This is a genomic window from Agrobacterium tumefaciens, assembly GCF_009649785.1.
GTDB classification, from domain to species: Bacteria; Pseudomonadota; Alphaproteobacteria; order Rhizobiales; family Rhizobiaceae; genus Agrobacterium; species Agrobacterium tumefaciens.
The window spans coordinates 200092-212080 of sequence record NZ_WJOK01000007.1 but is presented as its reverse complement, the minus strand read 5'-3'; the positions used below and the strand labels follow the sequence as shown (position 1 = coordinate 212080).

The window sequence follows — 11989 nt, the reverse complement described above, 5'->3', positions numbered from 1 at the left end:
CGACGCGTGGAGATTCCGAGTTCGCCAAATTCAGGTTCAGGGCGGATATTGTCATCCGCCCTGAGCTTGCATCCAAAGCTTCAGCTCATCTGGCTGACGAATTTCGTCTCCAGATAGGCCTGAACCGCCTCCGAACCGCCCTCCGTGCCATAACCGGAATCCTTGACGCCGCCGAAGGGGACTTCGGGAAGCGCAAGGCCGTTGTGGTTGATGGTCAGCATGCCCGCCTCGACCTGGTGGCCGAGCGCATGCGCTGTCTTGACCGAGCTGGTAAAGGCGTAGGAGGCAAGGCCGAAAGGCAGGCGGTTCGCTTCGTTGATGGCATCATCGAATGTCGAGAAGCGGTTGATGATGGCGACGGGACCGAAGGGCTCGTCGTTCATGATCTTGGCTGTCACGGGCACGTTGGCGAGCACCGTGGGCTCGAAGAAGTTGCCCTTGTTGCCGATGCGGCGGCCACCGGTCTTCAGTTCCGCGCCATGGGAAACGGCGTCGTTGATCAGGCCTTCCAGCGCTGGGATGCGGCGCTCATTGGCGAGCGGCCCCATGACGACACCTTCTTCCAGGCCGTTGCCGACCTTGATCGCCTTCGTGGCTTCCACGAAACCTTCAAGGAAGCGATCCGCCACACCGTCCTGCACGAGGAAGCGGGTGGGAGCGACGCAGACCTGACCGGCATTGCGGAACTTGGCAAGCGAGGTCACCTCGATCGCTTTTTCGATATCGGCATCGTCAAAGATCATCACTGGCGCATGACCGCCGAGTTCCATCGTGGCGCGCTTCATGTGCTTGCCGGCAAGGGCTGCCAGATGTTTGCCGATCGGCGTGGAGCCGGTGAAGGAAATCTTGCGGATGACCGGATGCGGGATCAGATATTCCGAAATCTCGGATGGCACGCCGTAAACGAGACCGATGACACCCGCCGGCACGCCCGCATCCACAAACGCTCGGATCAGTTCCGCCGGCGATGCCGGTGTTTCTTCCGGGGCCTTGACGATGATGGAGCAGCCCGTGGCAAGGGCAGCCGAAAGCTTGCGGACGATCTGGTTGATCGGGAAGTTCCATGGCGTAAACGCCGCGACGGGACCAACCGGCAGCTTGATGGCAAGCTGGGAAACGCCGGTTGCACGCGCCGGAATGACCTGGCCGTAGGTGCGACGTGCTTCTTCGGCGAACCAGTCGATGGTATCGGCGGCGCCCATGATTTCGGTTGCCGATTGCGACAGCGGCTTGCCCTGCTCGCGGGTCATTATATAGGCGATCTTGTCCTTGCGCTCGCGCAGGATATCGGCTGCCCTGCGCATGATCTTGGAACGCTCGAATGGCGAGGTGTCGCGCCAGACCTTGAAGCCACGCTCGGCGGCGGCAAGCGCGAGATCTAGGTCCGCCTTTTCGGCATGGGCGATCGCGCCGATGATTTCGTCGGTCGCAGGGTCGGATACGGCGATCGTCTTGCCGGAAACGGCGTCTCGCCATTCGCCATCAATGAGAAGTTTGATGTCGGGATAGGTGTGCATAGGGACTACCTTCATGATGTGGCCGATACGGCAGGGTGCCGTCCAGCCCGGAGACGTGAACAGAATTTTCCTGACCGGACTATATCCGGTATCGCCGCTTGCGCTGCGCGGAACGGGCGTCTGGGCATTTCCGGCAAGAGGAAGCTGAAAATGCCGGAAACGGAAATGACAGCTCTTATATTAAGTTGCGTACGGTATGTTTCAACCGTTCGCTCTGGCAATCGCCATGATTTTTCTGTGATGCGAAACTTGTCTCTCGGCTTTCCTGCCTGACAGGCAGGCGGATGCCGAACGCGCATTGGTCTTGTCCGATACGCGCGAATCATGTGTTGCTGTTGTTAAGCAATCACGCATATGCCGCAATTTGGCCTTTGTCGCACCAGACGGATTGATACGAAGACGTAACTTGTAGTGTTGCTTGCGTCATAACAGGGCGTGAAGTGTAAAAAAGTACAATAAGACGGAAAAATTATCCAAACGGTTTACTCAAAACCTAGAGAAAATACGGATAAAATCTCACTAAGGATATAACATTCATTCCTGATATATATTGCGAGCGTCGGTTCCCTTGACCCTCAGAGGTTGGCGAAAACCCCTCGACCTGAACGCTAGATGGAGAAAGAGTATGAGTTTCGCCCGGGTACTTCTCAGTGCGTTTCTGTCGCTCATGTGGCTTTCCTGTGCCGAGGCCGGGACGATCGCCAAGCCGCAAGGCAAGCCGATATTGACCATCTCCGGAAACATCACCAACACCAATGCCGATGGCGCTGCGGTATTCGATCGCGACATGCTGGAGGGATTGGGCATGGTGACGGTGGAGACCACGACGCCCTGGCACGATGGCCGCGTTCGTTTTGACGGCGTGTCACTGGCAAAGTTGATGGATCTCGTCGGCGCAAAAGGCACCAGCGTAACGGCAGTTGCACTCAACGATTATGTGAGCACCATACCGGTTGAGGATTTTAAGAAATTTAACGTTATCCTCGCGATCAAGCTGGATGGCAACTACATGACAGTTCGCGAAAAGGGTCCGCTGTTTGTCATCTATCCCTATGATAGCGACCCGGAATTGCAGAAGCAGACCTATTATTCGCGGTCCGCATGGCAAGTTGCCAAATTGATAGTGGAATAAAGGTGCCGTTTGCGAAAACTTGTGGCGGTGATCATCTGTTGCTTCGTCCTGGCAACGGGCTATATCGCTTTCGTCATTGCCGAGCGTCAGACCGCTCTGCAGAAATTTGCCCGCTATAACGATTCGTGGGCGGTCAGTCAGACCGTGGCGGAGTATCTCCGCCTTCAGAACAAATTGGCCGTTTTTGCGCTCAGTCCCGGTGTCATCGACCGGGACGAATTGCAGCTGCGCATGGACATCATGCTAAGCCGCCTGGAGCTCTTGAAGCAGGGTAACCTCGGCGCTTTCATCAATGAAAAACAGCAATGGCGGGATCTCGTAACCCGCCTTGACGCGGTTCTGGCCCGCCTGGAACAGCAGATGAACACCCTGGAGCCAAGGGATGTTCCGGATCTGCTCTCCGAGATGAGCTCGCTCGATGCGCCGATGACGACGCTGGCTTCGTCGTCGGTCGCCTATGACGTCAATCTGATCGATACGGCCCATGAGGACGTGCGCAAGCTGCATATCGTCTACACCGCGCTTGCGGGCGGATTGATCCTGTGCGGCATCGCGCTGGTGATATTGCTGCTTCGTCAGAACGATCTGTTGAACCGCGCGCAGAAAAGCATGCGCGGGCTGACGAACGACCTGCGCGCCGCCACGCTTGAATTGCAGGCCAAGAATGTCCGGCTTGAGCATGATGCCTATCATGATGCGTTGACGGGCCTTCCGAACCGCTCGCTGTTCCGGCAGGAACTTATCGAGCGGTTGCGCCGCTCTTTCGGCGGCAATGGAACGACGGCCATTCTTCTGCTTGATCTCGATGGGTTCAAGGACGTCAACGACACGCTTGGCCACGATTCGGGCGACGCCTTGCTTCAGGCCGTGGCACAGCGCCTTTCGGGGATCGGCGGTGATTACGACATGGTTTGCCGCCTTGGCGGCGATGAATTCGCTGTCGTGTCCGATGATCTCAATGAGGACACGGCGCGCCGTCTCGCCTCCAAGCTTATCGAGCAGATCAGCCGGACCTACCAGCTCGGCGAGCAGGAGGTGAAAATCGGCACCTGCATCGGTATCGCCATATCGCATGGTACCGTCGATGCGGATGAATTGTTCAAGCGCGCGGATCTGGCGCTCTATGAAGCCAAGGCCATCGGCCCTGGCCGGGCGAGTGTTTTCAAGGTCCGCATGCAAAAGCAGCTGACCGAAAAGAAATCCTTCGAGGCCGATCTGCAGACTGCGCTGCAGAACGACGAGATGGAGGTCTATTACCAGCCGCAGGTGGCGACGCAGACCCGCAAGCTTTGTGGCTTCGAGGCACTTTTGCGCTGGAAACATCCAGTGCGCGGCGATGTTCCGCCCAGCGTGTTCATTCCCGTTGCGGAACGAACCGGCCTTATCCATTCGCTCGGAAAATGGGTGATGGAGACTGCCTGCCGCGAGGCGATGCGATGGGATGAGGACATGAAGGTGGCGGTCAATCTCTCGCCGGTTCAGTTCCACAGTACCAACCTCATTCAGAACGTGATGGGTGCCCTTGATAAAAGCGGGCTGGAGCCGAGCCGGCTCGAGCTTGAGATCACCGAATCGATCCTGCTGAACAAGAGCGACCAGACGATCAACACGCTAACGCGGCTAAAGGCCGTCGGCATCCAGATCGCCATGGACGATTTCGGCACCGGTTACTCCTCGCTTGCGAATTTGCGCGGCGTGCCGTTCGACAAGATCAAGATCGACCGGTCATTCCTGCGCGATATCACCAGCGACCGCGACGCGCTGGCGATCGTCGAATTCGTGGTCGGCGTCGGGCGCAGCCTTCGAATGACCACCATCGCCGAAGGCATCGAGACGGAGGAGCAATATGAGCTGGTCAAACGTCTGGGATGCGATCTGGTACAGGGCTATCTGATCAGCCGGCCGTTGCCGGCCAAGGAGCTGGTGGCCTGGAGTTCCGTTTGAACGGGTTTGCTTTCGAACAGGGCAAGCCATGTTAAATTTCAGTGGGATACATCGTTGACGGCGAAAACCAATACCGGTTGTCGCACCGATACTGTAGAGCATTCGCGGTCTATGCGGGATCGTTCTGTTGACGAGACCGGGTTTTGAGAAAGGGCTTGGGAAATATGGAAATTCTGGATGTGCATGGAGTAGCCCTGCCTCTTTCTTCCGATGAGGTATCGCCCGTCATATGGCAGGCGCTGACCGACGGCAGCTATGAGGCGAAAGAGGCCCGCAGCGTCCTGAAAGCCATCAAGCCCGGCGACCGCGTATTGGAACTGGGGTCCGGCATCGGCATCATAACCTCGATCATTGCCGGTATTCAGGATGTTTCCGTTTGGGCATTCGAGGCCAATCCGTCCACAGCGGCACTGGCGGAACGGGTGATCAAGGCAAATTGCCGTGGCAATGTCGTGTTTTCCCAAGGACTTCTCACGGCCGACGAGCCGCGTACCTATCCCTTCTATGTCCGCAAGGATCTCTGGATGTCGTCCATGGACGAAAATCAGGGTCCTTATGAAAGGCGCATCGAAATCTCGTCCGAGAATATCGATGCGTTTGTCGCCAGCCGGGGCATCACGGCGCTCGTGATGGATATCGAGGGCGCGGAACGCGATCTGCTCGGCAATGCCGAGCTTGCTGGCGTGGAGCGGATATTCGTCGAGCTGCACGATCACCTTTATGGCCTCGAAGGTGTTCGCGACATCATGCAGGCACTGACCGCCAAGGGATACGCCTATGATCCACGCGGTTCACGCGGCCCTTGCGTGTTGTTTTCCAAGGACGACAGCCCGAGGGAATACGATCCCGACGTGGATTGAGAGTTCGAGCAACTTCGCGAGTTTCGTTTCCGGCGGTGTGCAGTCGCGACCGCGCCCGTGCGCCGTTGATTACAATTTAAAACGCAACTTATCCGGTTGGTTATTTCAATCCGTTTGCGTCTTCTGTCGCAACTTTTCGGTCGCGGTGCCGTTTAGCGCCGGTAACGGGGCATAAGACAGCGGGCGGCACGGCCATTATTACCAGATCAGCAATTCATTCAGAATTATTGTTGCAATTGTTGCGGATGTTTTCCTGCGTCATCATCCCTCCATCAAACCGGCGCACAACATAGATCGCACCGGAAGATGCCAACGCAACCGAAGGAGAAACGATCATGGGCTTTGTTAAGACGACAGATGGAACAGACATCTTCTACAAGGACTGGGGCCCGAAGGATGCTCAGCCCATCGTGTTTCACCACGGCTGGCCACTCAGCTCCGACGACTGGGATGGACAGATGCTGTTTTTCCTCTCGAAAGGATATCGTGTCGTCGCCCATGATCGCCGTGGTCACGGCCGCTCCGCGCAGGTTTCCGAAGGTCACGATATGGACCATTATGCCGCAGACGCCTTTGCGGTTGCAGAAGCGCTGGACCTGAAAAATGCCGTGCATATCGGTCATTCCACCGGCGGTGGCGAAGTGGCGCGTTATGTTGCCAGACACGGTGAACCCGCAGGCCGCGTCGCGAAGGCCGTTCTGGTTTCCGCCGTGCCGCCGCTGATGCTCAAGACCGAGGCCAACCCCGAGGGCCTGCCGATGGAGGTTTTTGACGGCTTCCGTTCAGCACTTGCCGCAAACCGCGCGCAGTTCTTCCGCGATGTGCCCTCCGGCCCGTTCTACGGCTTCAACCGCGATGGAGCGACCGTTCAGGAAGGCGTGATCCAGAACTGGTGGCGGCAGGGTATGATGGGCAGTGCCAAGGCGCATTACGATGGCATCAAGGCATTCTCGGAAACCGACCAGACCGAAGACCTGAAGGCCATCAGCGTGCCTACACTCGTGCTGCACGGTGAAGATGACCAGATCGTGCCGATTGCGGACTCTGCGCTGAAATCGGTGAAGCTCCTGAAAAACGGTACGCTGAAGACCTATCCCGGCTTCTCGCACGGCATGCTGACCATCAATGCAGACGTGCTCAACGCCGATCTTCTGGCCTTCATCAAGGCTTGATCCTTTTGCAAAACGGAATGCGGCTGGATACCCGGCCGCATTTTGTCGTCTTGCGTCAAGCCAGACGGGCCTGCCATTCGCTGTGATAGGCGGGAAGCCCTGCAATGGCATCGGGAGCGAAATGACGCTCGCGACCGGCAAGTGGTTTGATACCGGTGAGGAGTGCTGCCCCGGCACTGGTGCCTGTGGAACCGCTGACGGCGATGACCTCAGTTTCGGCAAAACCTGCCAGCGCCTTGAGATAAAGCGCATTGCTGGCGAATGGCCCTTCGACCAGTATCGGGCCTTTCCGCCCGATGAGCGATAGGCTGAACTCCGTCATCAGGGCGAGATAAAGCGCCGCTGCCGCGTGCCGTTCCGCAACAGTGGCATTGTCGTCGGCAATCCAGCGCGCTGTTTTGCCGGGGAAGGGGCCGGAACCGCTGACGACGCTGGGCAACAGCATCATGCCTCTTGTGAGCACGCCGCCGAGAGCGGCTTCGGTTTCTTCGCCCGGAGCAGGCCCGAATTGGTGCGTCAGCATTTCATATTCCCTGCCGCCCATGAAGCGGGAGGAGGGAACGGGACGCCCGAGGGCATCGACATTCAAAAGCGTATCACGGGCGGGATCCAGCGCCTCTGCCGTACCGCCGATGGCGAAATTCACCACCCAGGTGCCGGTGGAGACGACCGAAAAATCACCCTGCCGCCGCAGCAGATGCGGCAGGAGCGAGGCGTTGGAATCATGGATGCCGCAATAGACCGATATATCCCCCGAAAGCCCGGTTTCCAGCGCCACCGATTCGCGGACTGGCCCGAGTACATCGAAGGCGGAGCGCACCGGCGCCATCAATTGCGCAATGCCCAAGCGCTCGACCAGCGATGAAAACGCCTTCAGCCGCGGATTCCACAAATCCGTATGGCAACCGAGCGAGGTCGTCTCGGTGGCCTGAACGCCGGTCAGCCGCCCCGCCCAATATTGCGCGTAGGTGACGATGCTGCGCACCCCAGCGAATTCCTGCGGAAAGGCGGTTTTCTGGAAATGGATTTGTGCGCCAAGGTTCAATCCGGCTGGAAGCGAGGGCGAGCCGGTTTCAGCAAAATCTGGCCTGATGCGGAGATAGGCTTCCGCAACGCTTGCGGGGTAGCTGTGCTCGTAATCCAGCACAGGCATGGCAAGATCGCCGTTTTCGTCAAGAAGTGCGGCAGACGCGCCATGGGTCGTGATGGAAATCGCGTCGAAACCCGGCTCTTCCGCGAACCGCCGCAGAGAGGCGAGAATGAAGCTCCAGAGCATCTCCACATCGTAATGCGGATAAATGCCGTCACGAAGGACAGGGTTGGAACGTCTGTCACCGGTTATCTCTTCGCCGCTTCGGGTGTCGATGACAACGACCTTGGCATTGGTCTTGCCTATATCGATGACCGCGACGCGGCGTGGCTTTGTCATGTCATTCATGGCAGTTGGAACACTGTCACAAGGTCAGTCGCGACAGGCGAACTATCGGGGTTGCTTTCCATGATGTCAGCCATATGCGCCCACCATTTCTTCATCACGGGATGCTCGGGCAAAGCTGCCATACCGTGGTTCTTCGGGCGGGTCAGCACGCCGAACAGGATGTCGGTTTCCGGGTCGAGGTGGATTGAATAGTCGCTCACACCCGCTTCGTGCAGTAGAGCAACCAGTTCCGGCCATATCTCGTCGTGGCGCCGTCTATATTCGGCTTGCTTGCCGGCGAAGAGTTTCATCTTGAAAGCGTGTTTTTCTAATTCCGGCATGGCTTAGCCTCTGATGGCGCGAAGGCGGCGCACAACGATGGGTATGGCGATGGTGATGATCAAAAGCAGGCCGACGAAGATCGACATGACGATGCCAGGCACGTTCAGAAGACCGAGGCCGAAGGTGACGAGGCCCATGACGAAGGCAGCGATGACGACACCTGCAATGGTGCCGGAGCCGCCGAGAATGGACACGCCGCCGAGCACCACCATGGTCACGACTTCAAGCTCCCAGCCTTGAGCAATCGAGGGGCGGGTGGAACCGAGCCGCGAGGTGAGGCAGATGGCGGCGATGCCGCTCATCAGGCCGGTCAAAAGGAAGAGGATGAATTTCACCCGCTCGACGGGGATACCGGAAAAACGGGCGGCAAACGGATTGTTGCCGATCACGTAGACCTGCCGGCCGAAATTGGTGGCGTGCAGCAGAATGGCGAAGATGACGGCCATGGCGAGGAACAGCACGAATTCGAAGGAGATGACCGAGTATACGTAACCCTGACCGAAATAGGCGAAATCCGCCGGATATTTGCCATAGGCCTGGTCACCCAGCACCATATAGGAAATACCGCGAAACAGGCTCATCGTGCCGATGGTGACGACGATGGATGGCAGTTTGAGGCCAGCGACGAGAAAGCCGTTGAACGCCCCACAGAGTAGCCCGGTTCCGATGCCGATGGCGACGAGTCCCGGCGTGCCAACACCCATCTGCACCGCCGCACCCATTGCGGTGGAGGCGAGAGCGATGACGGCGGCGACTGAGAGATCAATCTCGCCAGCGATGATCAGAAGCGCCATCGCAAAGGCGATGATCGCCTTTTCGGTGAAGTTGAACGTCGCGTCGGACAGGTTCCAGGCATTGAGGAAATAGGGCGAGGCAAACGAATTGGCGATGAAGATGAGGATCGCGACGCCGAGCAGCAGCACTTCCCAGCTTGCCAGGAGACGGCGCAACGGCGTGCCGAGCTTGTCTGGAATGATACGTGGCTTCTGCGCCGGTTGAGAATTCGTACTCATGCTGCGGCCTCCTTGGCCTGATCGCTTGCCGCCCGGTCGCGCAGGATGATGCGCCCTTTTCGAGCTTCGGCGCGGGCGTTGAAGACGACGGCGAGCACGATAACCACGCCGGAAATCGCCATTTGCGCGAAGGGAGAAATGCCGATGACGGGCAGGGCGTTCTTAATGACGCCGAGAAACAGTGCGCCGAGCACAGCGCCTGCCACCGAGCCAATGCCGCCGGCAATGGAGATGCCGCCAATCACATTTGCCGCAACGCTATCGAGTTCGAAACCGGCGGCGATATCCACATAGGCAACGGCATAACGCGATACCCAGAGATAGCTTGCAAGTCCTGCCAGTGCACCCGACAGAACGAAAGCCAGAAAGCGCGTGCGGCCGACATCGATGCCGGCATAGACCGCAGCGCCCGGATTACCGCCGGAAGCGTAGGCGGAGCGGCCGAAAGAGGTCCGGCTGAGCACCAGCCAGGCACCGGCGATGATGAGGATGGCGACCCAAGATAAAACCGGCATGCCGAGGATCATGGTGCGCGGCACGTTGAGAAAAGTCGGCGAAAGCTGGTGCGCATTCACCCAGCCGCCGCCCGACAGCACGAAGGCCATGCCGCGATAGATGGTGAGCGTGCCGAGCGTGACGACGATGGGCGGAATGCCGAGCCACCAGACGAGAATGCCGTTGATCGATCCCAGAAACGCACCGATGCCGACCGCCATGGCGATGAGAAGCGGCAGTGGAATTCCCGGGAAGGCGGCATTGGTCATCGCCACTGCCATGCCGGTGAAGGCGAGGTTGGCGGCAACCGAAAGATCGATGGATTTGGTGAGAATGACCGCCATCTGGCCAAGCGCCAGGATGATGAGGATGGAGGTATCGTTGAAGATATTGACGAGATTGGCCAGCTTACCGAAACCGGGCGCGCGCAGCGCAAAGCCTGCGATCATGATGACGATGATGCCCGCCAGCAGCCATTCGCGATTTTTGAGAAAACGTTGCATGGTTTTGCCCCTCTCAGGCGTTGCCGGTGGCGGCGCGCACCAGCTTTTCCGGAGAAAAATCGGCGCGTTCGAACTGACCTGCCATCAGGCCTTCGCGCATGACGATGGCGCGGTCGGACATGCCGAGAATTTCGGGAAGTTCGGATGAAATCATGATGATGGAGAGACCTTCGGCTGCAAGCTCGCTGATGAAGCCGTGCACGGCGGCCTTGGAGCCGATATCGATGCCCTTGGTGGGTTCATCGAGAATAATGACTTTCGGCTGCGTGGCGAGCCATTTGCCGATCACCACCTTCTGCTGGTTGCCGCCGGAAAGCGTGCCGACGGGCACGGACAGGGCGGCGGCGCGCAGGTCGAGGCGGGAGGCATATTTGCGCGCCAGAGCAAATTCGTTTGCTGCGGCGAGAAAGCCCTTGCGAGAGGTGCGGGCAAGAGAGGGCAGCGACATGTTCTGGTAGATCGGCATGTCCAGCGCCAGCCCATGCCGTCCACGCTCTTCCGGCACATAAACGATGCCGGCGCGGATCGCATCCTCCGGCGAACGGATGACGAGCGGTTGGCCGTTGAGGGTAATCTGTCCTGAGGCTGGGCGGGTGATGCCGAAAAGCGACTGGCACAGTTCCGACCGCCCGGCGCCGATCAGCCCATAAAGGCCAAGAATTTCGCCTTTGCGCAGATCGAGAGAAATATCGCGAAATTCCGTCTGGTGTGAATAATTTTGGACCGAAAGAACCGTCGGGCCGAGCGCGACCGCCTGCTTGGGAAAGGCGTTCGTGACGTCGCGGCCAACCATCAGGCGCACGATCTCATCCTGCGGGGTGGCGGCGAGATTACCCGCGCCGACCATCTTTCCGTCCCGGAATACGGCGTAATTTTCAGCGATTTCATATACTTCATCGAACTTGTGGCTGATGAACAGGATGGCCTTGCCCTGCCGCTTCAGGTTTTCAACGATGCGGAACAGATCATCGATTTCCTTGCGGGAAAGGGCGGCTGTCGGTTCGTCCATGATGACGATGCGTGCCTCGACGGAAAGCGCTCTGGCGATTGCCACGAGGTGGCGCTGCGCGATGGAAAGGTCCTTCAGCCGAATGGACGGATCGATGGTGCTTTCGAGCTGTTCAAGCAGGACCCCGGCGCGCGCATTGATGGTCTTCCAGTCAATGAGGCCGAAACGGCCTTTGGGCGCATGACCGAGGAAGATGTTTTCTCCCACGGAAAGCTCGTCGAACAGCACGGTTTCCTGATGAATGGCGGTCACGCCGGCATCGATGGCATCCTGTGCGCCGTGAAAGGTGACGGGCCGGCCATCGAGAAGGATTTCCCCTTCATTCGGGCGGTAGATTCCGGTGAGAATTTTGACGAGCGTGGATTTTCCAGCACCGTTCTCGCCGATCAGCGCCGTGACCTTGCCGGGATAAAGCGCGATATCGACGCCATCCAGCGCCTTCACGCCGGGGAATATCTGGCTGATGCCGCGCATTTCCAGAATGGGCGTCGCGCTGTAAGTCTCGGTAACGTCTAAGATTTTGGTTTCAGCACGCATCATTCCGTCTTACCGGTTGGTTTTGAGTGAAGCGGCGAGAGGCACCCC

Annotated in this window: 10 protein-coding genes; 4 read left to right on the top strand and 6 right to left on the bottom strand. The window is 58.4% G+C overall.

All coding sequences use genetic code 11. The annotated features are described in order from the left end of the window. Nucleotides 1-80: 80 nt before the first annotated feature. The gene (locus GH784_RS09960) at nucleotides 81-1517 is read right to left on the bottom strand and encodes an NAD-dependent succinate-semialdehyde dehydrogenase (protein WP_003511213.1); all 1437 of its coding nucleotides are present in this window, start codon (nucleotides 1515-1517) and stop codon (nucleotides 81-83) included. Nucleotides 1518-2142: 625 nt separating this feature from the next. On the opposite strand from GH784_RS09960, the gene GH784_RS09955 reads away from it, so the two are divergent. From GH784_RS09955 to GH784_RS09940, 4 genes are all read left to right on the top strand, one after another. Beyond that, nucleotides 2143-2649, top strand: coding sequence for a putative pterin-binding protein (locus GH784_RS09955; protein WP_003511212.1), 507 nt, complete (start codon nucleotides 2143-2145; stop codon nucleotides 2647-2649). A 9-nt stretch (nucleotides 2650-2658) separates the two neighbouring features. Beyond that, nucleotides 2659-4593, top strand: a complete 1935-nt coding sequence (locus tag GH784_RS09950) for a putative bifunctional diguanylate cyclase/phosphodiesterase (RefSeq protein ID WP_153793395.1) — start codon at nucleotides 2659-2661, stop codon at nucleotides 4591-4593. A 164-nt stretch (nucleotides 4594-4757) separates the two neighbouring features. Beyond that, nucleotides 4758-5453, top strand: a complete 696-nt coding sequence (locus GH784_RS09945) for an FkbM family methyltransferase (RefSeq protein ID WP_003511210.1) — start codon at nucleotides 4758-4760, stop codon at nucleotides 5451-5453. Nucleotides 5454-5788: 335 nt separating this feature from the next. Beyond that, nucleotides 5789-6625 (top strand): alpha/beta fold hydrolase, encoded by an 837-nt coding sequence (locus tag GH784_RS09940; protein ID WP_065659631.1) that lies wholly within the window; start codon nucleotides 5789-5791, stop codon nucleotides 6623-6625. Between the two features lie 55 nt (nucleotides 6626-6680). Here GH784_RS09940 and GH784_RS09935 read toward each other — a convergent pair whose 3' ends face one another. The 5 genes from GH784_RS09935 to GH784_RS09915 are packed head-to-tail and all read right to left on the bottom strand — an operon-like array spanning nucleotide 6681 to nucleotide 11944. After that, a complete protein-coding gene (locus GH784_RS09935; protein WP_065704331.1) occupies nucleotides 6681-8063 on the bottom strand; it encodes an FGGY-family carbohydrate kinase in 1383 nt (460 codons plus the stop codon). Beyond that, entirely contained in the window at nucleotides 8060-8383 is a 324-nt protein-coding gene (gene rhaM, locus GH784_RS09930; RefSeq protein ID WP_065704329.1) for an L-rhamnose mutarotase, read from the bottom strand. The genes GH784_RS09935 and rhaM overlap by 4 nt, the downstream gene beginning before the upstream one ends. A 3-nt stretch (nucleotides 8384-8386) precedes the next feature. Continuing rightward, on the bottom strand, nucleotides 8387-9397 hold the full coding sequence (locus GH784_RS09925; protein ID WP_065704328.1) for an ABC transporter permease: 1011 nt from the start codon (nucleotides 9395-9397) through the stop codon (nucleotides 8387-8389). Continuing rightward, nucleotides 9394-10395, bottom strand: a complete 1002-nt coding sequence (locus GH784_RS09920) for an ABC transporter permease (RefSeq protein WP_065704326.1) — start codon at nucleotides 10393-10395, stop codon at nucleotides 9394-9396. Before GH784_RS09920 ends, GH784_RS09925 begins: the two co-directional genes overlap by 4 nt. A 13-nt stretch (nucleotides 10396-10408) precedes the next feature. Then, nucleotides 10409-11944: a sugar ABC transporter ATP-binding protein gene (locus GH784_RS09915; RefSeq protein ID WP_065704323.1), complete on the bottom strand. Its 1536-nt coding sequence runs from the start codon at nucleotides 11942-11944 to the stop codon at nucleotides 10409-10411. Between the last annotated feature and the right edge of the window lie 45 nt (nucleotides 11945-11989).

What these genes read in the sequence shown, in the direction of transcription:
- GH784_RS09935 (WP_065704331.1), bottom strand. Translation starts at nt 8,063, where the DNA reads ATGAATGACATGACAAAGCCACGCCGCGTCGCGGTCATCGATATAGGC.
- rhaM (WP_065704329.1), bottom strand. Translation starts at nt 8,383, where the DNA reads ATGCCGGAATTAGAAAAACACGCTTTCAAGATGAAACTCTTCGCCGGC.
- GH784_RS09945 (WP_003511210.1), top strand. Translation starts at nt 4,758, where the DNA reads ATGGAAATTCTGGATGTGCATGGAGTAGCCCTGCCTCTTTCTTCCGAT.
- GH784_RS09960 (WP_003511213.1), bottom strand. Translation starts at nt 1,517, where the DNA reads ATGCACACCTATCCCGACATCAAACTTCTCATTGATGGCGAATGGCGA.
- GH784_RS09940 (WP_065659631.1), top strand. Translation starts at nt 5,789, where the DNA reads ATGGGCTTTGTTAAGACGACAGATGGAACAGACATCTTCTACAAGGAC.
- GH784_RS09925 (WP_065704328.1), bottom strand. Translation starts at nt 9,397, where the DNA reads ATGAGTACGAATTCTCAACCGGCGCAGAAGCCACGTATCATTCCAGAC.
- GH784_RS09955 (WP_003511212.1), top strand. Translation starts at nt 2,143, where the DNA reads ATGAGTTTCGCCCGGGTACTTCTCAGTGCGTTTCTGTCGCTCATGTGG.
- GH784_RS09915 (WP_065704323.1), bottom strand. Translation starts at nt 11,944, where the DNA reads ATGATGCGTGCTGAAACCAAAATCTTAGACGTTACCGAGACTTACAGC.
- GH784_RS09920 (WP_065704326.1), bottom strand. Translation starts at nt 10,395, where the DNA reads ATGCAACGTTTTCTCAAAAATCGCGAATGGCTGCTGGCGGGCATCATC.